This window comes from Caballeronia grimmiae (assembly GCF_000698555.1).
In the GTDB taxonomy this organism is placed as follows: Bacteria; Pseudomonadota; Gammaproteobacteria; order Burkholderiales; family Burkholderiaceae; genus Caballeronia; species Caballeronia grimmiae.
On the sequence record NZ_JFHE01000024.1, the window covers coordinates 49,576 to 71,345 of the forward strand.

Genomic DNA, 21,770 nt, shown 5'->3' on the forward strand with positions numbered 1-21,770 from the left:
CTCGGGCAACGCTATGCGGATAGCGTTGCCTTTGTTTTTTTCGCCGCCGTTCTCGCGACCTCCTGCCCAGAGGCGCACCGATATTTCGGCGAAAGGCGCTGGAAATAGCCACCGTTTCGAGCTTTTCCGCGTTGCCAGCGCCGCAACAATGTTGAGGATGGGCAACGCGCTTTGCTTGCCTGATCCCCAACGATGAAACGGGACCGATGCGGTCCAGACAGGAGAAATGGCGAATGAGCACGGTTGTCGAACCTGGCAGTGAAGAAAAAGTCGCGCTGAGCGCACTTGAACAAGGTACGGTCGAGGCGCCGCTTACGACCGACGGCGCGGACGACGGCGAGCTAGAGCGCGAACTGACGCAGATGGAGGCGGACGCGGATCGTCTCCAGAAGGAAGGCGTTATCTCCACCGACGACGCCGACATGAAGCGGGCGGAAGTCGCGAAGACCCGCAAGCTCTTCCGCGACCTGCCGGCCGCTGAGCGTATTGCCATCATCAAGCGCCGCCGCGATATCGGCCGTCAATTGCTGGACCGCCAGCTTTCGGGCGCTGCCGTCGTGACCGCACGCGTGCGTCTGAACCACACCCGCCTGAAACCGCTGTTCGAACAATGGTGGCCGTACATCAACCGCATGAGCATCAACATGCAGCGTTTCGGCCGCTCGACGTTCGGCGAAAACGACAAGGAAGTCGTCAACAGCGCGCTCGAAAAGCTGCTCGCGGGCATTGAGAGCTACGTTGACGAGCAACTGCGCGTGGCCGAAGGCTTTCGCCAGCAAAAGGAAGCGGAGCTTCGGGCGAATAAGGAATTTGTGTTTGAGCCGACGATCCCGATGCCCGCGATGGACATCGAGGTCGAGGCGTATTCGCGCTTTTCGATGCGTGTGCTGGGTGTCATCATGAAGTTCGACCGCGCGATGGATCACTTCGACTTTATGGTCTGGAACGGCATCCGCGATCAGTCGGACGTGGACGATGAAGCCGTCAACTTCCTCAAGCGCTTTAACCCGCTTGGCATTCGCGGGTACATGACGCACCTGAAGCTGATGACGACGGTCCGCGGCAACTAAGGAGGGCGCGATGCTGGACGAACTCAATCCCCAGCAACGGGAAGTCGCCCAGTTGCGCCAGCATTGCGTGGCGATTGCCTGTCCGGGCGCGGGCAAGACGAAAACCATCGCCACGAAAGCAGCCCTGCTGCTACAAGACAGCGCCGCGACGGTCGGCGCCGTCACGTTCTCGAAGGACGCCGCGCTGGAATTACGCGAGCGCATCCTCGCTGCCGCCGGCGAGTCGGTGAAGAAGCGCCTGATCGCCGGTACCTTCCATTCCCTCGCATTCAAGCAACTCAAACGCCCCGGCGCGCGGGCGCTCGATATTGCGTCCGACGGCGACCGGCTTGGTCTCCTCATCCGCGTGATGCAGGAACTCGGGCGCGACGGAAAGGCAGAAGACGTCATTCCAACGATCGAGAAGATCAAAACCAATTTTGGGCGGTGCGATCCGGATACTGCCGACGGCGAGCTTTACCACGCCTATCAGGACGCGCTTGCGCGTAACGGCAAGATCGATTTTCAGGACATGCTGCGCCTCGCTGTGGAGGGGATGGAGCAAGGCACGATTGCCCCATACGCGTTCACCTATCTGCTCGTTGACGAGTTTCAGGATACCGACCCGCTGCAGTACCGGTGGATCGAGCTTCATGCGAAGGCCGGTTCGGTCGTGACGGTCGTGGGCGACGACGACCAGAGCATCTACGCGTTCCGCGAGGCGCTTGGGTACCGAGGCATGGAGTCGTTTATCCAGTCGTTCGCCGCAAAGCCCGTTGTCTTGGGCAGCAACTACCGGTGCCGCGCGGAGATTCTGGGCGCAGCGGACCGGGTGATTCGGAATAACGCCGACCGCATCGCAAAAGTGCTGCGTGCCGAAAAGGGCTCCGGCGGTATTGTGCAAACGTCCCGCCATCCAGACGAATACGAGGAGGCAACCGCGGCGGTCGAGGTGCTAGGGCCGTTGCTCGCGAAAGGGCAGTCGTGTGCGATCCTGGCCCGTACAAACCGCATACTAGACCCCCTTGAGGCAGTCTGCCGCTCGCACGGCATCAAGTACTACCGGGCATCGGGCGCGTCCGTCCTGAGCCGCCCGGAGGGCGCGCTGATGTGCAATCTGCTTGAAATCGTGGAGCGAATTAAAGACACCGGCCTCGATGCGGTCTTGGCGCACCTTGGGCTTACCGCCCAACAGCTACGTGCCCTCCACGCGGACATGGGTGCGGAACTGACGCAAAAGGGGCGGGCGGAGTTGGTTGCGCTCGGGCTGCCCGAGGACGTGGCGACGAACTACCGTGAGTTCATGAAGCGGCTCGCTGAATGGCAAAGCCTGTGCGATCGCAAGTTCTATTCGCTGACGCTCTCGGGCGTCGCCGAATGGATGTTGAAGTACGCGAAGAAGGATTCCGCAATCCGCGCAATTCAGGCGACGAACGACGTCTTGTCGCGCCTGTCCGGCAGTTTCGCTGAGCGCCTGCTGTTTCTGCGCCAAGACAACAATGAGCCGACGCCGGGCGCGCTCATTCTCACGACAATGCACAGCTCCAAAGGCCTCGAATGGGATAACGTCTGGATTGCCCGCAGCGAGGAGACGATCGTCCCAGACCCGAAATCGACCGAGCCAGAAGAGCGGCGGCTGTTCTATGTCGCCATGACCCGTGCTCGCGAATCGTTAATGGTCTCGGGGACGTCGAAAAACTTCGAGTCCCGATTTGTAACCGAGGCGCAGCTTAACCAGGGCGCTATCGCGGGATAATTCCACGTCAGCAGAACTGCGCTAGAGGGGCGAATTTCGGGTACTCAAACCACGTGTTGTTTGGAGGAGACGTGCGCAAAGTGAGTATCGATAGGTTTTCATAATATGGAAAGTTTGCCGAATAAGGGGGGTGTGACTATTCGGCAAGTTTTGTAACAAGGCTTTTTCGTTTTAGATTCAAGCCACTAACGAAATGCCCCCACTCAGTGGGACGCTCTCCGGAGAGCGTCCCTCACCACTCTTCTGACACGATCGTGCACGCCATCAAACGGCGCCTTCGAAGATGCTTGCAGCGTGCAGTTGAAGGCGAAGCGGCGCGCCTCATCGTCACCAGAACCGGTGACGTTAATACCCTCGTAGCAAAAAAAAGCCCGCTTAGAAGCGGGCAGCAATCGGTATCGGTCGAGCGTGGGGGATGAGGATTCAGTCAACCCTACGGTTTCTGACGCATAGCGAGTTTGTAGGTCACAACGGACTTGTACGCCGGGCGGTTCCAGTGTGGCGTGCCGGGCGTCATCCCCTGACCGTTCACAAGCCGCCCGGTGTCGAGCATGCAAAAGCAATGGCCTTCGAACGCGGCTTCTTGCGCTGCCGCGTCCCACGTCACGGTGAGGAAATCGAAGATCGGGTCAATCGGTTTCATGGTCGGGGTTCTTAGAGACTTTGACCCGTTATCGGCACGTCATGGGGCTTATAAAGACTCAGGCCATTGCGCGGGAGAGCTCTGTCACATTTGATTCCGCGCGTTCGTGGCCTTTCACGTCATCCAGGCGCGGACCGGCGATAGGCCCTTCGTCCGGCGTCGAATCTGCCTCGATCGTCAGCATTCTGGCAACGCGCTTGAGCGTGCCGTTCAAGGACGCACGCGGACCAAGGCGGATCGTGCCGGAGTAGAAGATGTCGCCCGAGACTTGGCCGTTGATTTCCAGCGAGCCCCGCGCGTGCACATCGCCGTCGACGCGCCCGTCAATGCGAACGTGCTCGCCCTGCGCGGAGCCCTTTACGAGTCCGCCTTCGCCGATGTGCAGCAGACCCTGCGTCGAGATGATGCCGCCGTCGAGCAGGCCGAAGAACGAAATGCCGTGATCTACGACCATGTCGCCGGAGATCGCGCAGCCGCGCGCAATAAGCGTGATATTGAGTTCGGTTTTCATGGTGTCGATTCCTTAAAACATTTGCACTTCGTTCGACCCGCCGCGGCTCGCAGGCGCTGACTTCTTGGTTGCAGCCGACCCCGTGTCGCCATCGCTTACCTGCTCATCCCTTGAATGCGAGCGATGACGGTAGCTGTGCGTACGGGCCGGTGCCGCGTGTTGTTGCGACGCTTGTTCGTCGGCGGCAGGCTGCGCCGCAGCTTGCGCGGGCGTCACTGAAGCCGTGGGTTGAGCGGGAGCCTGAGTAGCCACCTCTGCCTCGCGACGCGCTTGATGAATAGGCGAGGCAGCCGCGTGTTGTACATCGGTCGAGACAGGAGCGACGGCCTTGCTGGCGGCCGTGCTCGCTGCTGGGCCGCTCGTTGTACCCAGCGAATTCTTGAACTGGTCAGCCGTCAGACCGATTGCAGAAGCCGCAGCAACGTCTCTTCCTGTCAGCATTGGAGTGACCGCTACCGGATGAGGTGGCTCCGCGTCGATCGGGCGCGTCGCCGCTGCGACTGCTTCCGTTGCTGGTAGTTCGCTTCCGTTGGATTTCGGCAGCGCCGCGGTCTTCTTTACGTCGTGCGCGGAGGGCGCGCCCACCGACTTGTACAACGACGCGGCTCCCATACCCGCCATAGCCACCACAGCGGCGATAGCAACTGCTACAACGCTCCGGCGAGCGACAGGCGCCGCCTTCGGAAGCCGCAGTCTGAGCGTGGGTGTCTTGGCGTCTGCCGTCAGGTCGGCCGGCGCCGGGAGCGAAGCGATTTGCCGCGGCAGATCGATGGTCATCGAGTCAGGTGCGAACTGCGCATGCAGTCGTTGAATTTCGCGTAAGTCCATGCGGGGTCCTCCCGTCGTTGTTAGGTCGAGCAAGTCCAGGCCCAACGCGTGAAAAGCGCGAAGCGCAGGGCCGTTCATATCGGATGTCAGTGAGTACGATCCGAGTCTGGAAGCAGCACACCTTCTGGCGCAAAGCGGTCGTTGTCCGGCATGCACAAGAAAGGGATTTGATTGATGCGTGCCTCGGCAGCCTCCAGTGCGGATTGGCGCACTTGAGCCGTCATGGTTCTCGCCATCAGCGCTTCCATCGTCTTGAGGAAAAGCTGGTCATACATCGAGAGGAGTCGCACGAGACGACCCGACATGGCGTGCTTAATTTCAAGCGTGACCATCTCGGGCGGAGTCGGTGCACGTCGACCTGGAAACTTACCTGCCCATGCGAGCGCCTTCTTCATGAACGCCTCGGCAGTTCGAAACTCCGACTCGATCGCGATGAGCTTCCCTCCGCGCGCAACGGTCATCTTTGCGGCGGCGAAGTTGAAGTCGGCGCGCAGGAATTCACGCGCGAACAATGAGTAGTACGGCAGTTCCGTTTTCGCCAGCGTGTCGCCGTTGATGCGAGCGAGACGACTATCGTTCGTCAGTCGGTTCAGCGGACGAAGACCGGTCTGCGCACCGCTCTCGTTGCCGAGTGCAGGGGTTTGCTTAGGGTCTTCGTCAGGCGCTTCTAGGTCAGTAACGGCCATGGGATTTTTCGGGATGTCTGTGTTCTCTCTCACATATAATTTTCATTGATTAGGCAAGAGTCGAACGGGCGAAAGCTATATGAATTTCGTGAGCTTTCGAGCGCACGCTTACGTCATTAACCCGGATACTCAACTCCATTCCCCGCGTCACCGACGCATCGACCTCGACTCCAAGCCCGGAGTCCATCTTTTCTCTGCAAGTCGTGCCCGCCTCGTGCGTTGGCATGCGCCGACCGGATAGCTACCGGTGTGGAAATCTTCCTTGTGCTGAGTGTGCTCGCTACACACTCCCCAATTTCAGCCGTGATACTCGTACCCTGTGCTGCATTCATTTGCGCCGGTACATCGTTCGAACCCGGGTTTTCGGGTGTTCTCTCTCCAGAGCCTGATCTGGGTAGAACGATCGAAGTTGGCTGATCCGTGATTCCTGCGGCGGAAGTAATTCCGAAAGGGCTGTTGCGCGGCGTGACCATGCTGCGCGAGAACGACTTTACGTTCTCTGACTGAGCGCCACCGGCTTATGCCGGCCGCTCCCTGCACGCCACGTCCCCGGAAGGGACGTGGCGCGTAGGTCTTAATATCGATTTCACGAAGCTCGCTCCCTCACCGGAGCGGGCTTTTTTTTCGTCTGTCGCTTCTTGCGGCCGGACCTTTCTCAACGGAGGTGCTGTTCCATGCTGTTGCCCGACCGCCTCAATCAGCGTATCGCCGAGGCCATCACGCATCAAATCAATACCGAGCGCGAGCAGGCGGACACTTCGTCCCCCGTTTGGCGTGAGCGGTGCGAAGTAGCTCGGGTCGCGATGTTCAGCGACGCAGAGCGCTCTGTCTTCATTTCCCATATCAGCGAACGTCGCGGCAGTGCGGCAGCCCGAGAGATGCAATCTCAGGCCGAATCACTGCGGACCAACGCCATCTTCATTCTTGCAAGGAAACCATCATGAATGCAGTCGTTCAGATGTTCGATCACGCGCCGCGCAGTCTCGTTGAAGAACGAGCTATCCGCCCGCCCACGATCGGAAAGATTCGACCGGGTATCAAAGTGCTCACGCGGGCGCACCAGTCCAACGAAAAAGCCGTCAAGCTGTACAACGACATGGTGGCTGCGGGCGAGTCGTTCGAAGCCATCGGCAAGGTGCTCGAAACCTCGCTGAAGCTGCGCAACGCGCTCATTCCGCGCAACGTCGACTACTTCGTCTGCAGACGCTCGGATTTCTCGAATCCGGACACGGCCGACGAGATCCTCCGGCTGTATGGCGAAGATCGCGGTCACGGATTGCGTCTATACCGCTTCCCGATCATGTTTGCGTTCGACGACTGGCTGCGCAATGTGCCGAATCAGATGGCCGCGTACACGACAACCGGGCGTCAGTACTTCTCGGAGTACGACCGCGACGGCAAGCGCTACTGCAAGACTTACGCGCCGGTTGCTCGCGACGCACGTGCGCAGCGCGCGCGCCGCTCGTTCGGCGGACGGCTTGTGGTTCATCGACAGGACGACGACATTCCAGATGGCGTCTGCGATCCGCACGTCTGTCCGCAGTATCAGGACCGCAAGTGCAATCTGACGGCGAACTTCCTGTTTGCTGTGCCCGACGTGAAGGGGCTGGGCCTGATCGAACTGCCGACCAATTCCATCTACGTGCTGCAGAAAGCGTATTCGGCGATGCAGACCGTGGCATTGGCGCGCGGCAGGCTCACCGGCACGCGCTTCTGGCTCTCGAAGAAAGAGTTCGACATCACGCGGATTGACGACAACGGCCAGGCCGTACGTCAGAAGCAGATGTTGACGGTGCTCGATGCCGACATCGACCTAGGCGCCCTGCTGGATGGCGCGGAGGAGGTTCAACCGGCGCTCGATGCTGCCAGTCGTGCAGTGGCGCTGCTGGAGTCGGACGGAACGGTGCAGTCGATTGGCGATCCGATCCTTCAGCCTGAGCAGGAGCAACCTGGGGCCGAACGGGCAGGCGATGGAGGGCCATCGGGAATCGACGGCGCAACTGGTCATGACGACGACTCGCTCGACCCCAATGAGACGCTGGAAGAAAAGCGTCACCGCATGTCCGACCTGCTGCATCGTCTGGGCCTTAGTCAGCCGGAGCGACAGAACGGCTTTCGCAAGTACGCGCACCAGACCTACGGTCGCGGTTGGATCGAACGCATCGCTGATGTCGATGCGATGAATGCGCGTCTCAAGAACGCGCTCGATGATCCCGCCTCGCTCGATGTCGAAATTCAAGACGCGATTGCACAAGCTGCCTACGTCTAACCTTGGCCAGTCCCCTTCGGGGGCTGGCATCCTTTCTCCGTGTCACACAGCCTTTCTCGCTCGCGCATGAGAGCATTTCAGCAAGAACCGCTTGCTCAAATGTTTTCGACCGCGCTGTACCCGCGCATCGACTTCGTCCGCTTCGGCGGCCCATCTACTTGTTCACGCGAGGGAGCTTCCAATGCGTAGAGTCGGCAACTTCACGCTGTTCTTCGGCGCGGAGGACGCTTTTAGTAACTGGCACCCGTGCCGCTTTACCTACCATGACGTCGATTTTCGGTCGGTAGAGCAGTTCATGATGTTTTCGAAAGCCAAGCTGTTCGGCGACGAGGACATCGCTCAGGCTGTGCTCGCCACGCATCTGCCTAAGGAACAGAAAGCCCTCGGCCGCAAGGTCAAAGGCTTCGACCTCGACACGTGGAAGGCGAAGCGCGAGTCGATCGTGTACGTCGGATGCCGCGAGAAGTTCGCGCAGCATCCGGGTCTGCGAGCGCTGTTGCTTGCGACGGCGCCGACCGAGCTAGTCGAAGCAAGTCCTTACGACACGATATGGGGCGTGGGTCTCGGAGAGCATCATCCCGACATCACGGACAAATCGAAGTGGCGCGGCCAGAACCTACTGGGCAAGGCGCTGATGAAAGTCCGCGACACGCTGTCATCGCAATCCCATTCTTAGCGCGCCCGAGCGGCGCATCGGCAAATACTGGCTACCTTCGGGTGGCCTTTTTCATTTATAGGAGGCGATTTGAAGATCGCACATTTTTCTGACCTGCACTACGCGCCGGGCAACATCGAAGAGTCGGACCGGTGCTTTGGCTTTGCCACCGAGCACGCGGTTCTCGCACACGCCGATGTTGCGGTGATCTCGGGCGACGCGACGGACCATCGTCTTGACGCACATGCACCTTCTTTAAACCGCCTTGCGCGGCGGATCAATGGTCTGAGCGGCAGCATGCCCGTTCTCATGCTGCAGGGCACGTTCTCCCATGAACCGCCGGGCACGCTACGCAACTTCGAACTGATGGCAACAACGCATCAGATTTACGTGGCGGAGCGCGTTCAGCAGGTGAGCCTTCACGAGGGGCGGTTCTACCCCTCGGACGGTCCGGTGTTCTCGGACGAAGAGCTTCGCGAGGTTCTCGCGATTGGCGCTGACGTCGTGTTCACCTGCTTGCCCACGGTCAACAAGGGGCAACTGGCGGCCGCGGTCGGTGCCAAGGAAGCCGGAACGGGCCTCGAAGCTGTGCTCGGCAACTACCTGGTCGCCGCTGGCCGCATTAACCAGAAGCTCAGAGCGGCGGGAATACGCACGGTCGGGGTGTCGCACGGGACGGTCAACGGTTGCACGACCGAGCACGGCGTCACGATGGCGGGGTTCGATCATGAGTTTTCGCTCGGGAGTCTGTTCGAGGCCGAATGCGATGCCTTCATGCTTGGGCATATCCACAAAACGCAGCAGTGGGAGCGAGCGGGGCGAGTTGTGGCCTATCCCGGCTCCATCGGGCGATTCCACTACGGTGAGGAAGGCGACAAGGGCTTTCTCATGTGGAATGTCGAGGTGGGAAGCGCGCAGGCTGATCTGGTCGTGACGCCGTCCCGGCAGACGATCTGCGTCGACTTTGACGGACCGCCCGACATGCAACGCCTGACGGCAATCGCGCTCGACGCGACCGACAAGTTTGTGCGAGTTCGTTGGCAGGTTGACGAAGAGCACAAACAGTCAGTGGACCGCGACGCGATCGCCGCGCTGTTTAGCAGCGCGGCCGAGCTGAAGGTCGAAGCTCGCATTCTTCCCGTCGTCCGGTCACGCGCCCAAGGCATCAGCCTCGAGACGTCGATTGACCGAAAGCTCGAGCGTTGGTGCGAGCACGCTGATGTTGATCCGGCGCCCTTGCTTGACCGGCTGCAGTTGTTGGAAACCGGGGACGCGGAGGCAATCGCCGCTGGCGTGCTGGCGCGACTGAGCGACGCTGACGCATTGTCGAGCATATCCGAGCCTGCGCCGGTGACGGCCCACGTCGCTCCGGATAGCGATGTTGGCGACGATGCACTGCCCATGCCCGATGCGACGGTGGAAATTGTCGAGTCGGCTTCGGCAAGTCAGCTTTCGTGGCTCAACGATGATTTGTTCGCGGCTTAATTAGCAAATGAAGTAGCCGCGCATGCAGAGGAGGCCAGTATGGCTCCTTCGCCTGAACACGCAAGCCGTGTTCCGATAGCCGACTTTCATCGTCGCTATCGAAACAGAGGTTTCACCGCGTCTTTGACGCATCGATTCGTAGTGGCAGGACCTTTCTCTAGCAGTTCATTTTTTCTTTAACCCTGGCGGGGAGCGATCCCTACCGGGGCCGCACTCCGCCCACCATAACGGAGTGCATCATGTTTGGTCTTTATCCCGCCGGCCCGAATTGGGTTCGCACCTTTGCGCTGGGCGACTGCTCATCGCGTGATCTTCAAAAGTCGTTGGTCGATCTGGCGGCCTTTACCGCTGCGATCCAACATCAGCCGTTCGGTCAACACCGCGGCGCTGTACTGGCGCAGTTCGGTCAGACGCTGTTGCTGGTCGCCACGACGCCCGGCGCGTGCGAAGTTGCAGTCACGCCCACGGTCGAAATGCAGCACCTTCTCTGGTCGTATCAGGAAGGGTATGCAAGTCAGTGGTCTGCTGCGGAGATCCATAGCCTCACCGGGTATAGCGGCTGGTCGGAGCTTCTGACGAACGCGCGTCGCGAGTTCGGCAAAGTCTGCGACAACGTCGCGGCCGCCCTAGACGGAACACTTCAAGCGCCCAAAGCGGCGGTGCAGTCTGTGGTGTCCGTCGTGATGAATGAGCCGTTTCCCAACGAGGACGACGACGCGTTCTATTCGCAGATGGCTGCTATGTCGGCCTCGATGAGCGCGCCGGAGGATCTGTCATGCGGCCTCTGAAACTGACACTTGAAGGCTTCGTTGGCGTGCGCGATGGCATGAAACGCGACAGCGTGACGCTCGATCTGGAGACGTTGCCGGATGGCCTGATCGCCTTGACCGGCCCTAACGGGGCGGGCAAGACAACGATCATGGACAACTTGCACCCGTATCCGATCATGCCGTCGCGCGCGTCGAAGCTGTCGGTCGACGCCTTTTCGTACTGGGATCACATCTGTGGCACCAGCGCGTTGAAGGAACTCGAATGGGAGCACGACGGCATCCGCTATCGCTCGTCCCTCACCTTCCGCAAGCCCGGCAAGACAGGCAAGGCGGAGTACTACCTTGCCTATCGCGGCGTCGACGGTACGTGGCGCCCGGTCTCTTTGCCCGACGGGACCGTGTCGGACGGCAAGGCAGAGTCGTATAACCGCTGTGTCGAGGCGATCAACGGTTCGTTGGAGACGTTCTTCACGAGCGTGTTCTCTGCTCAGAACCGACGGCCGCTCGCGTCCTTCGGTGCGGGCGAGATCAAGACGCTGCTGGCTGAACTTCTTGGCATCGACCACCTGAAAGCATTGTCGGCGAGAGCCGGTGAGGTCGCGAAGGTGCTCGGCAAGTCGCTCGAAGGCATCCAGTCTGAGCTTGGTGCGCTCGCCGGAAAGCGGCAACGTAAAGCAGACGCTGAGCAGTCGATCGTCGCGCAGGGCAACACCTTGCGTGCCGCTCGGGAGCAACGCGACGCCTCGCTGGAGCAGGCGAGCAAGCTGACTCAAGAGCGGGCGACCCTTGCGGCCAAGCAAAGCGAATCAGCAACAACCGAAGCACGCCTGCGAGAGCTGGGCGTGCGCCGCGACGAGTTGGGGCGTGCCCTGAAAAGCGCGGCCGACGACGAGCAAGCGGCAGCGGTTCGCTGTCAGCAGCGCGTTTCGGTGCTGAGTCGAACCGTGGCCACGCACCAAGCAACGCTGGCTCGCCGCGAGGCGATCCTCGGTGCGGCGGCGAAGCGCGAGGAGGCCGAGTTGGCGATTGCGCGCGAGGAAGCGAGGTTCGCTCCCCTGCAGCGCGACATCGCCGATTTGGAGGTCAAACGCGCGACGCTGACCACGCTCGATGCGACGCTTACTAGCTTGATGAGCCAAGGCGCGACGAAAGCCGCGCACTTCGATACGTTGAGCAAGCAGGCTTCGGTGGCGGAGCAGGTGCCGTGCGTCGGTCATTCAATGCATGCCCAATGTCCACTGCTCGCGCAAGCCTTTCAAGCAAAAGAGCAAGCGGAAGTGCAGCGTGTTTCGGTGGCGAATCTTCGCGCGGAGTATCGCGAGAAGAAAGCGCAGGCCGAAGCCTTGGCGCTCGTGCCTGCTGAGTTGGCGGCGAAGCGTGTCGAGATGCTGGCCATCACCGATGCGGCCGCGCAGCTTCGGCGTGCACTGCAGGCGGCGGCTGAGCTTGCTGCGACGAAGCCGTTGCTGGATGCCGCCGTATCGGGACTCGAAGCGGCGCAAGCTGAGTTGCGTTCGATCGCCGAGGAAAGTGCCGCACGTACCGCAAAGTACCAGTCTGAGAAGACGCGTATAGAAGCGGAGCTTGCTCGCATTACCGAGGAAGTCGGGCGACTGGCCGCCGTCGATGTGACAGCCGCCATTGCGAAGCTGGACCGTGACATTGCAGCGAACCGGGAGACCATCGCCGCACTGGATGGTCGAATCGAGCAGTCGATCCGCGCGCAAAGTGTATTGCAGGCCGAAGCGGAAGCGTTGGCGTTGGAGTTGGCGAAGTTCTCGGCCACGCAGTCGCGTGCCGATCGCCTCTCCGACGAGATCGCGCAATGGAAGCTGCTGGCTAAGGGCTTGGGCAACGACGGCGTGATCGCGTTGACGATTGATGACGCGGGTCCGGCGCTGACGCATACCGTCAACGAGCTGCTGCTCGCTTGCTACGGGATGCGCTTCACGGTGGAGATCCGCACGCAGCGCACGCTTGCGAGCGGTGAACTGCGTGAGGGCTTCGAGATCCTCGTTCACGATGCCGAGTCCGACAGCAGCAAGTCGGTCTCCGTTATGTCCGGCGGTCAGAAGGTCTGGATCAACGAGTGCCTCACGCGGGGCATCGCGCTCTATCTCGCGCAGAACACCGGTCAGCCGTATCAGACCTTGTTCAGCGACGAGTCAGACGGCCCGCTTGATCCCGAACGGAAAGTGCAGTTCATGCGCATGAAGCGCGAGGTGCTGCGCCAAGGTGGGTATCAGCGGGAGTTCTTCATCTCGCAGACGCCCGACCTTGTTGCAGAGGCCGACGCAGTCATCGACGTACAGGCGCTTGCCGCCTGATCTCTTTTTAACCCTTGTGGGGAGTTGCCCACAAGGGCGCTCCCTTTTCCCTTCTTTCTCGCGCCCTTCGGCGCTGTTCCCACTATGGCAAACCTTTTGATGCTGCTGCTCGCGGCAGCCGGCAGTCCGTCTCACTCGAATGCGGCGCCTCACCAGCCGCCTGCGCAGCAAGCTGCACCGGCTACTGCTCCGTCGCAGCCGCGCCGTCCGCCGACCCTGCGTCGTGCGGCTGCGTTCGATACCGGCCGTTTGCGTCGCATCTGACAACGGCTCTTCTTCTTTTACTTCTTAACTGGAGCCTTCCATGACCTATTCCTGCACTGATTTCGTCGACGACGTTCTTAACGACATGGTGATCCGAAACTGGATCAAGCCCGCGCAGTACGGGCCTGACGACCCGCAAGCCCAGTGCGATGCGGTGTTGGGCGCGATCGGCGATGCCGACGTTTCACTTCGTCTGGCCGCTGACGCTAAGCAGTTTCATGCCGAACTGCTAGATGCCGTCGAAACCCTGACCGCCATCGCCGAGCAGCACGGCGCGCTTGCCCGCGCGAATGTCGTCTATCTACAGACGGCCATCTTGAAGGGCGGGGTGATCGAGCTCACGCGCGACGAGGCGCAGGCAATCTCGTTTGTCAGAGGGCTGCCCTCGGGCGGTCGCTGGTGGCAGAGCGTCAAGCTGATCGAGTAAGCGGCACAAACGCTGTTCAATTTCTTTTTCTCGACCCTTGCGGGCAAGCGGCCCGCCGGGGTCGCTCCGCGTTCTTTGTGTGGAGTGTTTTATGTTTGAAGCAGCCAAGCTCGGCGCAGCGCCCGAGCAGTTCCCCAACCTCGAAGCGGCTATCCGCTACATTGCCGGGACCGCGACGCACGCGGGTGAAGTTCGCCCCTGGGTCCGCAACGTCGATACGAAGGTGTTTCTGATCATCGGCGGGAGAGTGCAACCTCAAAACGCGGTGCGCCAATGACGCCGCCCTGGCTGGAGCTATACGCCAGCGGCCAGAAGACCGGCTACGCGCAATCCTTCATGGCGTACGCCGAGTACTACGGAGTCGATGGATCTGCTGACGATGACCCGGAAATTGAGGAGCGGATCGCCATGCATCGGCAGCCGCTCGTCGGTTACGCCAGTCGCACAGGCGCACGCCGCAACCTGGCCGCACTGAAGGGCGCCGACTGGCGCTTGTTGGTCTCGGCAAAGGGCGAGTTGCGTACTGAGGGCTTCGATCGCTACGCGTTGGATAACGGCGCTTGGACCGCTTACCAGCAGGGCCAGCCCTTCGACGAGCACGCGTTTTCTGTTGCTGTCGAACGGCTTGGCGAGCGGGCCGATTGGCTCGTCCTTCCGGACATCGTCATGGGTGGCATGGCCTCGCTCGACTATTCGCTGAAGTGGCTCGAACGACTTCGCGGGATGCCGTGCCGGATGCTGATCGCAGTTCAGAACGGTATGCAGGTCGATGACCTCGCCTCGCTTCTGTCGCCTGCCGTTGGCATTTTTATCGGCGGTTCGACAGAGTGGAAAGAGCTGACCGCGCACGTGTGGGGGTCCCTCGCGCGACGGCGTCACTGCTACTTGCACGTTGGTCGCGTGAACTCGGCGCGGCGAATCCGCATCTGCGCGGCCGCCGGTGCGGACAGTTTCGACGGTACCAGTGTGAGCCGGTATGCGAAGACGCTGCCGCGCCTGGACCGCGCGACGCGGCAGGGCGACATGTTTGCGGCTGCGCACGATGGCCTCGAAGAGGCGCAAAGAGCGACGGCTGACCTTTTGATTTAAACCATTAACCCTTTCGGGAGCGCATCCCGAAAGGGTCGCTCCTATTTGTTTTGGAGCGAAAAGATGGAACAGGAAATTCTCTCGAAGATGGAAGCTGCTATCAGCGTTATGCAGCGATACATCGAACTCGGGCATAGCCTGAGCTGCGCCTACTCGGGCGGCAAGGACAGCACGTGCGCTTTGGTGCTGATGGTGGAGGCGATTCGCCGTGCCGGCGGCACGACGATCACGCACCACGTTCAGTCGGCCGACACGACCATCGAGAACCCAACGATCGCAAACTTCCTGCACTCCGTGCTGGACGAGTTGCAGTTGTATATCGAAGCGTCGGCTTTGCCGGTGCAAGTCCACGTGACGGCGCCTTCGTAGGCGAGCCAGTTCGTGGTCTCGACGATAGGGCGCGGCACTTTGGTACGCACGCCTGAGAATGGCGTGCGCGACGGTAGAAGGACGAGAGCGTGCGCCGACGAGTGGAAGGTACGGCCGGGCGGCCGTCTTCGAACGTTGCTTGAACGCCGGGCGGCAGATGACGGTGCCCGCGAAGTCATAACGGTGCTCGGTCTGCGCAGGGATGAAAGTGCCTCCCGTGCGGTCGCCATGACCGAGCGACGCGACAGCGCCGAGGTTGCGGTCCGAAGCAGAACCGGGGCGCTGACCCTCAGCCCGCTAAGCGAATGGACGTCCGATGATGTGTGGACGATGCTCGCGCTGCTGGCCGATGCGCAGGACCTGACTTTCCGATCGCCATTGATGCCCGGCACGATTCACCGCCTGTCCGAGATCTACCGGGCAGGAAACGGTGGAACGTGCGGTGTCGTGGTGGGCGAATCGGGTGCTCGCGCCGCGTGCGGCTCGCGTTTTGGGTGCTCCTTCTGTTGCGTCGCCGGTGATCGCGACAAGTCGCTCGAGGCCATGATCGAGGATGAGCAATACGGGCATCTTCGACCCCTGAACGACTTCCGCAACTATCTGCTTGCGATCCAGTGGGACATGTCGCGGCGAGAGTTGGTGGGCCGGTCGTTGAGTGACGCCGGTTACACGCGCATCCAGGCAGACACGTACAGCTACCTGACGCGCGTCGATCTTCTGAAAAAGCTCTGCAGTATTGACGCGGCCGAACGCGACCGCGCCGAAGAGCACTCGGGGGCGCTGGTGACTGGTTTAATTCCCGATACGGAAGAAAACCGGGCGTTGTGTGAGCCGCAGTTCGAGTTCGTGACGCCGCAGCAGTTGGTGGCCATCGACTTCTTTCTGTCGATGCATCACTACGCGCCGCATGCGTTTCCGGCGCTGGCGGTCTGGCATGACGTGAACGTGCTTGGGCGTCGGTATCCGGTTCCGAAGCTCGACGGCTTGCCGAAGACCGACATCGTCCTGCACGGCTGGTATCCGGTCGGGCAGTACGACCGGGAAGCACCGTCTCTCGGGCTGCGCTCGTTCGACGCAGAGCAGTGGAATCCGTATCGGCATCCCGGCCGGCCCGGGCGGTATGCGAGGACGACCGGTGGCGAACAGACGGTGTATTTCGAAGAAGCTTCGCAGTTTGAGGTGGATGCGGAAGCCGCCTGCGCCTTCGTGACGTGCACGTATGACACTGCTTTCATGTTGGACACGCAGCATCGCGACGCAATCGACTCAGCGCATTTCTGGCTGAACGAAGGCATCGTGAAACTGCCGACCGGCATGGCGCAGCGGTATCAGGACATGGCCAAGCGCGGGCAATACTTTTCGCGACTCGCTCAGCGGTTGAACCTCACACCGGCGGGGCTCGACGCGCATCTGATCGCGAACGCGATCGGTGACGAGGAACACGACGCGCTGTTGAGATATGACCCTACGCAGCTAAGCCTTTTTGCTGAAGCCGCCTAGCGGCCGTTGCTTTTCGAACACGTCCCGAGGCTCAAACCCTGGGACTTTTTTTTTGATAAGAAAGTTCGCATTTCGAGCAGTAGGAGGAATGCATAATGCAAGGGAAGCCCCGTTGTCGACAAGGGGCATCGCTATGATCGTTAGGATCAGCCAGTTTTCACCGATAAAGCGGCTGCTGCTTGGTGTCGCCGCGACAGCCGTCGTACTTCTGGCTCAACAGGCGCTCACAACGTTCGCTCATGGCCGCCTGACGTTTTTGCTTATCAGTGCGTCTCTTCCATTTATCACGGTGCTCTTTGGCGCCCCTTCTGGCTTTTTGCTTTTGCTCAGCGGTATTTTCTTCGGCGCCCTCTGGATGCCGCCATTTGGCACCCTGGCTGTTCCGCAATCGGAGGACCGTGCCGTGCTGCTCGCGTACACGGTCGTCGGCACTCTTCTGCTGGTGACAGGACAGCAACTGGCGAAGGTGGCAAGGCGGGCAGGGAGAGCAGAAGCGGCGACGCGCGATGCAGCGGATCACCTTCTACAAGTCGAGCGCGACGCTCGCCACCGGTTCGACGTAGCGTTGAATAGCGCCGGCGTGCCCTTTTTCATCGTGACCCCGGTGGTGCGCGATGGCCAAGTGACAGAGCTTCGTTGGGACTACCTGAACGAGGCGGCCGCGCAGTTATTCAACGAAGGCTCAGGGGTCGTGATCGGCAGTTCGACTTCCTATGTCCGCCCGGCCGGCTGGGATGCCGATATCTTGCTCGAGCGACTTGCGCCCCTTGCGGCGCAACGGCACGGACGCGACGCCTTCGACGTGCGCGTTCAAGGAGGCAACGGCGAGCAGTGGTTTCACGTCGTCGCTGCGTCGCTCGATGGGTCGGTCGTCGCCTGGTTTGGCGACGTGACTGCCCGCGTGCGCGCCGAGCAGGCGCTGGCAGAGGCTGACCGCCGAAAAGATGAGTTTCTCGCGACGCTCGCCCATGAACTGCGCAATCCGCTCGCGCCCATCCGGCAAGTCGCGGAAATACTCGAACAACCTGGGCTGACGGATGGACGCAGAAAGTGGTGCACCACGTTGCTGCGCCGGCAGTCGGCAGCAATGGCACTTCTACTGGATGACCTACTGGACGTCTCGCGCATCACGCGCGGGGCGCTGTCGCTGCGCAAGGAAGCGGTGGCGCTGAAGGAGGCCATCGACGATGCGGTCGAAACCGCGAGGCCGATGCTTGACGGCAAGGGCCATGAGCTCGTCGTCAAGCTTCCCGCGCGGCCCGTCCATCTTGAGGCAGACCGCCTACGGCTCTCGCAGGTGATCGCCAACCTTCTCACCAACGCGGCGAAATACACTCAACCGGGCGGGCACATCGAACTGACGGCGACAGCTGACGAGGCGGAGATCGTTTTGTCAGTTGGGGATAACGGCATTGGCATTGAGCCGGACAAGTTGTCGGCGATCTTCTCGATGTTCTCGCAAGTGAACCCGGATCATCATCGGCAAGGGGGTCTGGGCATTGGACTGGCGCTGTCGAAATCACTGATCGAACTGCACGGAGGCCGTCTAACGGCATCAAGCGCCGGAAAAGATAAAGGGAGCTGTTTCTCCATTCATCTGCCGGCAAATTGCAGGGTAGTGCCACCGGAGATGCCGACGCGCGATGCGCTTGCAATCCCATCGTCGATTAAGACGCGCCGCATTCTAGTCGTTGATGACAATGTCGATGCCGCTGATGCAATGACGGCGCTCCTCGAATTGGAGGGCCACGAAGTCCGCACCGTCTATTCAGGCGAGGAGGCAGTGGAGATCCTTAGCCGGTACAGCCCCGAGGTGATTCTGCTTGATCTCGGTCTGCCGGGAATGAGCGGATTGGACGTGGCTCGCCATATCCGGGCGACGCCTTCTATGAAAGATGTCACGCTCGTCGCCATTACCGGCTGGGGCCAGCCTCAAGACCGGGCGCGCACCGCAGACGCCGGATTTGACTTCCACTTCACCAAACCTGTCGACGTGGGCCAGCTCAGCCAAGCGATTGAAGGTGCGGTCGCATCAGCCTAACCGCAAACCGCGGGGTTTATTCGCACGTCCTGGGGCCTAAAACCCCGGGACGTTTTTGTTTCGGAGATTGTGATCGACGAAATTCGGCGCAGGCAGCGTTTCCCCGGGCTTCACGCCAAGCAGTTCCATGGCGCGCAGGATAGCTGCCGTCTCGTAAGAGAAATTCAGCATCACCGGTTCGCTGTCGCCGAGCAGCACGATTGCGCCGGAATGAACGCTCAAAGCGTGCAGAGCCGCGTTCAGCGCCCTCGCGATTTCTCCATCGCGCGTCTTTTCATCAAAGATCGGGTTCATTGCTTTCTCCGTTGCGCGAAAGCACTTGATTGAGCACGAGACGTTCCCTACCGCGCAGAAAACCGGCGTGACCATGTGTATGAAGAAATTACTTACCCGCCTTAAGGAGGGGTATTATTTACTTCGCCATTCGACTAGCATTTAGGAAACAAGGACTTAGAAACTGAGAGATGCAGCAATGGAAGCTGACTTTGACGTGCGCTATAACGGATGGGCCCTGACGCCCATCGTGGTGGATGAGGGCGATTCCTACACTGCGATGGTGATCGTAGCGCCACCCGATGGAGAAAGCCGGGCAAGCGGCGCGCTCGGCCAATTCCCGTGCGCGCTATCGGCGCGGCAGTACGCACTTGCGTATGGGATGGCGGAAGTCGACCATCGGGAGCCGCCGATGCCGGACTGGCCGATGCGGATTGCAGTGCCTCGTGTGAGGCACCGCTCTAGGGCCTAGTGACCGAAACGATGTTTGGCGGTGCCAGTCTTTGCCATCGTCTCGTGGTCGGCAAGCTCTGCGGCATCGACCACCCGGTTGCGGCCGCGTGCCTTTGCCCGATACAGCGCAACGTCTGCAAGGCCTAACAGCGCGGGCGCCGACCCGGGCGGAGTCGGGAATGTGCAGGCGAGACCGACTGAGACGGTGACCGGCGCGCCGCTCGAAGCGGCCGACGGGATTCCGAGTTGCTCGACTGCCGACCTGAGGGACTCCCCAACGCGCAGTCCTGCCGCCGCTTCGCAGGCGGGCAACACCACAACGAACTCTTCGCCGCCGTAGCGCGCAACAAAGTCGCTTTGCCGGCGCAACGCCTTTGAGAGCGCACCTGCGACTTGTCTCAAGCAGTCGTCACCGGCAAGGTGGCCGAACGTGTCGTTGTACTGCTTGAAGTGATCCACGTCGATCAGCAACACGCAAAGCGGCTGGCCGCTGGCAGAAGCGAACACGAAATCGCGCGGAAATCGGTCGTCGAAGTAGGCGCGGTTAAACACGCCCGTGAGGCCGTCGCGTGCGGCCGTCTCAATCAGCGTGCGGTGCGCCTCGGACAGTCGCCGGTAGAGGCCGGTCGTCTCGTAAATCAGCATGCCCAGCACGGCGCTGGATGACACCATCGAGGCTACCCGCGCTGCATACCATCCCACGCTATAGCGGGCACCTGCGGAGAGCGTGAGCGTCACGTCGATGAGCGCACTGAGAAGGGCGACGGCGAGCCATAAGTCCATCAACGAGCGCAGACGGGTCGTCGATACATGGAGCCCAAGCGCCGCTAAGCAGAGCGCTTCGACAATGATCGCTGCGGGGCTGCTCGACAACTGAGTGTACGAGCCGGATTGAGCGACAACCGGCGGGAGGTGCGACTGCCCGGCGGTGGCGAGCGCACATAACGCCACTGCGAGGGCGACGGCCCCAATGACGGCGAAGCGTCCCTTAGCGCGTCTACCCAAGTTTAATGGAACGCTGCGGGCAAGTAAGGATGCGGTCACTAGCGCGGGAAAGCCGCCGTGCCAGAACACCCATATCCATACCGCCGTTTGCGGACCCGCGCCAAGCAGCCCGGCAGGCGAGAACACGCCCGGAAAGACGAGCAACTGGATGCCGGCGATCACACTAGTGAACGCGTACGCGCCGCTGAGCGCTGCGAACAGGAGCCTGCCCGAGACCGCATATTGAGTCCACAGCAGCAGGGCCGTCAGGCCTTCGGTCAACGTGACCCACGTTGCGAACACCGGCAGAAACGGCGCGATGACGGGTCCCGGGTCTTTGGCGTACGGCCAGACGAGCACGGCCGCAGCAATCGAGAGCACGGCCACGATCGCGGCAATGACTTGATGCCGCGGTGTCGACGGCAGGTGGATGAGGGTTGTCTGCATGAAGAGAAGGGACGTGAATGCGACCGGTGGTCTGCAGCCCTTGCTATAGATTCGGAAGCTTACGTTCTTACGGCGACAGCGCGATATTCTTGAGCGGTGCACGCAGTCGTGCCCGCTTTGGCGCAATGATTGCTCTTCGTGAGCAGGCAATGGTACTGATCTTTAATGCCATGAAAGTGACGATCGTCTCGCATGAGAATGCGCCGGCCGGCTCGGCGGGAGAACTCCATCGGTTTTGCTTTGAGACAGCCGACGGCACGGGTTTGCCGAAGAGCCATTCGATTTCGCTGCGCACGGCCCGGGTGATTCTAGAAGGCAAGCCCCCCGACGATGCGCTCACCAAGATGCTGCGCGCGATCGTGAGCGCCGGTGAGAGCGATTACGACAATCTGATTGGGAACACCTACACGGATGACAATGACGCTCCCGTACAGCAAGCAGGAAGAAGACGACGCCACCATGAAGGTCGAGCACCGTGAGTGGACGATCGACTCTCGGCCCAAGCGAATTGGACATCATTGGCATTCGTGGTGCGAGGTAGAGCGGCCGCCTTGGGAAGACGAGGACAATGGTCAGATCTTCCACTTCTCGGACATCGGCTATTTCGATACGGAACGGGCGGCGCACGAAAGGGCGATCGCATGGGCGAAGGCGTGGCTCGATGAAAACTCCTAACTGCCACCTTGCTGTTGAGCGAGCGCTGGCTGATCTGCAAGGCCGAGCGCCATGACCCTCAGCGACAAGCCGGTGGACGAAGTGGTCGTCCGACCAGACAACGATGCTGGGTGGCGTCTCGAGGTTCCCGATGCCGCGCGCCCAGACGGTGTGTTTGTAACCATCGTCGCGCATAAACAGGATGCGCTGCGACTTGCCGCGGACATGTATCCGACGGCCCACGTTCGCGTGATCGATGACCCGTCGGGGGCATGAATGCGTCGCGCGCG

23 protein-coding genes are annotated in these 21,770 nt (G+C 61.0%); 17 read left to right on the forward strand and 6 right to left on the reverse strand.

From position 1 onward, the window contains the following. The first annotated feature begins 233 nt into the window (after positions 1 to 233). Both BG57_RS21170 and BG57_RS21175 read left to right on the forward strand, forming a co-directional pair. Positions 234 to 1,070 (forward strand): hypothetical protein, encoded by an 837-nt coding sequence (locus BG57_RS21170; protein WP_035967787.1) that lies wholly within the window; start codon positions 234 to 236, stop codon positions 1,068 to 1,070. A 10-nt stretch (positions 1,071 to 1,080) separates the two neighbouring features. After that, positions 1,081 to 2,805: an ATP-dependent helicase gene (locus BG57_RS21175; protein WP_035967788.1), complete on the forward strand. Its 1,725-nt coding sequence runs from the start codon at positions 1,081 to 1,083 to the stop codon at positions 2,803 to 2,805. Between the two features lie 433 nt (positions 2,806 to 3,238). Here BG57_RS21175 and BG57_RS21180 read toward each other — a convergent pair whose 3' ends face one another. The 4 genes from BG57_RS21180 to BG57_RS21195 all read right to left on the reverse strand — a co-directional run bounded on the left by BG57_RS21180 (position 3,239) and on the right by BG57_RS21195 (position 5,473). Beyond that, on the reverse strand, positions 3,239 to 3,448 hold the full coding sequence (locus BG57_RS21180) for a hypothetical protein (RefSeq protein WP_035967789.1): 210 nt from the start codon (positions 3,446 to 3,448) through the stop codon (positions 3,239 to 3,241). Positions 3,449 to 3,506: 58 nt separating this feature from the next. Further along, positions 3,507 to 3,959, reverse strand: coding sequence for a bactofilin family protein (locus tag BG57_RS21185; RefSeq protein ID WP_035967790.1), 453 nt, complete (start codon positions 3,957 to 3,959; stop codon positions 3,507 to 3,509). 12 nt (positions 3,960 to 3,971) lie between these two features. Further along, positions 3,972 to 4,787 carry a hypothetical protein gene (locus BG57_RS21190; RefSeq protein WP_152562660.1) on the reverse strand — a complete coding sequence of 272 codons (816 nt, stop codon included), beginning with the start codon at positions 4,785 to 4,787 and terminating at the stop codon, positions 3,972 to 3,974. Between the two features lie 86 nt (positions 4,788 to 4,873). After that, entirely contained in the window at positions 4,874 to 5,473 is a 600-nt protein-coding gene (locus BG57_RS21195; RefSeq protein ID WP_035967839.1) for a hypothetical protein, read from the reverse strand. Between the two features lie 677 nt (positions 5,474 to 6,150). Here BG57_RS21195 and BG57_RS21200 point away from each other — a divergent pair. From BG57_RS21200 to BG57_RS31255, 12 genes are all read left to right on the forward strand, one after another. Then, complete coding sequence (locus BG57_RS21200; protein WP_035967840.1) at positions 6,151 to 6,417, forward strand: DUF7696 family protein; 267 nt, start codon at positions 6,151 to 6,153, stop codon at positions 6,415 to 6,417. Further along, the gene (locus BG57_RS21205) at positions 6,414 to 7,742 is read left to right on the forward strand and encodes a recombination directionality factor (RefSeq protein ID WP_035967792.1); all 1,329 of its coding nucleotides are present in this window, start codon (positions 6,414 to 6,416) and stop codon (positions 7,740 to 7,742) included. The genes BG57_RS21200 and BG57_RS21205 overlap by 4 nt, the downstream gene beginning before the upstream one ends. Before the next feature lie 181 nt (positions 7,743 to 7,923). Next, a complete protein-coding gene (locus tag BG57_RS21210; RefSeq protein WP_035967793.1) occupies positions 7,924 to 8,418 on the forward strand; it encodes an NADAR family protein in 495 nt (164 codons plus the stop codon). Between the two features lie 69 nt (positions 8,419 to 8,487). After that, positions 8,488 to 9,882: a metallophosphoesterase family protein gene (locus BG57_RS21215; RefSeq protein WP_035967795.1), complete on the forward strand. Its 1,395-nt coding sequence runs from the start codon at positions 8,488 to 8,490 to the stop codon at positions 9,880 to 9,882. 239 nt (positions 9,883 to 10,121) lie between these two features. After that, positions 10,122 to 10,670 (forward strand): hypothetical protein, encoded by a 549-nt coding sequence (locus tag BG57_RS21220; protein WP_035967796.1) that lies wholly within the window; start codon positions 10,122 to 10,124, stop codon positions 10,668 to 10,670. Next, the gene (locus tag BG57_RS21225) at positions 10,658 to 12,979 is read left to right on the forward strand and encodes a sbcc family protein (protein ID WP_035967797.1); all 2,322 of its coding nucleotides are present in this window, start codon (positions 10,658 to 10,660) and stop codon (positions 12,977 to 12,979) included. Before BG57_RS21220 ends, BG57_RS21225 begins: the two co-directional genes overlap by 13 nt. 304 nt (positions 12,980 to 13,283) lie before the next feature. After that, positions 13,284 to 13,670, forward strand: coding sequence for a hypothetical protein (locus tag BG57_RS21235; RefSeq protein ID WP_035967799.1), 387 nt, complete (start codon positions 13,284 to 13,286; stop codon positions 13,668 to 13,670). Between the two features lie 91 nt (positions 13,671 to 13,761). Beyond that, a complete protein-coding gene (locus BG57_RS21240) occupies positions 13,762 to 13,947 on the forward strand; it encodes a hypothetical protein (RefSeq protein WP_035967801.1) in 186 nt (61 codons plus the stop codon). Continuing rightward, positions 13,944 to 14,759, forward strand: coding sequence for a hypothetical protein (locus tag BG57_RS21245; protein WP_035967803.1), 816 nt, complete (start codon positions 13,944 to 13,946; stop codon positions 14,757 to 14,759). The genes BG57_RS21240 and BG57_RS21245 overlap by 4 nt, the downstream gene beginning before the upstream one ends. Before the next feature lie 63 nt (positions 14,760 to 14,822). Next, the gene (locus BG57_RS34245; RefSeq protein ID WP_308743695.1) at positions 14,823 to 15,128 is read left to right on the forward strand and encodes an adenine nucleotide alpha hydrolase family protein; all 306 of its coding nucleotides are present in this window, start codon (positions 14,823 to 14,825) and stop codon (positions 15,126 to 15,128) included. Positions 15,129 to 15,140: 12 nt separating this feature from the next. Continuing rightward, the gene (locus BG57_RS21250) at positions 15,141 to 16,628 is read left to right on the forward strand and encodes a phosphoadenosine phosphosulfate reductase domain-containing protein (protein WP_308743696.1); all 1,488 of its coding nucleotides are present in this window, start codon (positions 15,141 to 15,143) and stop codon (positions 16,626 to 16,628) included. 133 nt (positions 16,629 to 16,761) lie between these two features. Beyond that, positions 16,762 to 18,669: a hybrid sensor histidine kinase/response regulator gene (locus BG57_RS31255; RefSeq protein WP_160174741.1), complete on the forward strand. Its 1,908-nt coding sequence runs from the start codon at positions 16,762 to 16,764 to the stop codon at positions 18,667 to 18,669. A gap of 36 nt (positions 18,670 to 18,705) precedes the next feature. On the opposite strand, the gene BG57_RS21260 is transcribed toward BG57_RS31255, so the two are convergent. Both BG57_RS21260 and BG57_RS21270 read right to left on the reverse strand, forming a co-directional pair. Further along, positions 18,706 to 18,963 carry a hypothetical protein gene (locus BG57_RS21260; protein WP_035967804.1) on the reverse strand — a complete coding sequence of 86 codons (258 nt, stop codon included), beginning with the start codon at positions 18,961 to 18,963 and terminating at the stop codon, positions 18,706 to 18,708. Between the two features lie 447 nt (positions 18,964 to 19,410). Further along, positions 19,411 to 20,826 carry a sensor domain-containing diguanylate cyclase gene (locus BG57_RS21270; RefSeq protein WP_075583177.1) on the reverse strand — a complete coding sequence of 472 codons (1,416 nt, stop codon included), beginning with the start codon at positions 20,824 to 20,826 and terminating at the stop codon, positions 19,411 to 19,413. Between the two features lie 89 nt (positions 20,827 to 20,915). On the opposite strand from BG57_RS21270, the gene BG57_RS32670 reads away from it, so the two are divergent. Genes BG57_RS32670 through BG57_RS21280 form a run of 3 tightly spaced genes read left to right on the forward strand, consistent with a single transcriptional unit; the run spans position 20,916 to position 21,756 of the window. Further along, the gene (locus BG57_RS32670) at positions 20,916 to 21,305 is read left to right on the forward strand and encodes a hypothetical protein (protein WP_152562661.1); all 390 of its coding nucleotides are present in this window, start codon (positions 20,916 to 20,918) and stop codon (positions 21,303 to 21,305) included. After that, positions 21,286 to 21,501 carry a hypothetical protein gene (locus tag BG57_RS21275; RefSeq protein ID WP_035967844.1) on the forward strand — a complete coding sequence of 72 codons (216 nt, stop codon included), beginning with the start codon at positions 21,286 to 21,288 and terminating at the stop codon, positions 21,499 to 21,501. Before BG57_RS32670 ends, BG57_RS21275 begins: the two co-directional genes overlap by 20 nt. 51 nt (positions 21,502 to 21,552) lie before the next feature. Next, positions 21,553 to 21,756: a hypothetical protein gene (locus tag BG57_RS21280; RefSeq protein ID WP_035967808.1), complete on the forward strand. Its 204-nt coding sequence runs from the start codon at positions 21,553 to 21,555 to the stop codon at positions 21,754 to 21,756. Positions 21,757 to 21,770: the final 14 nt, after the last annotated feature.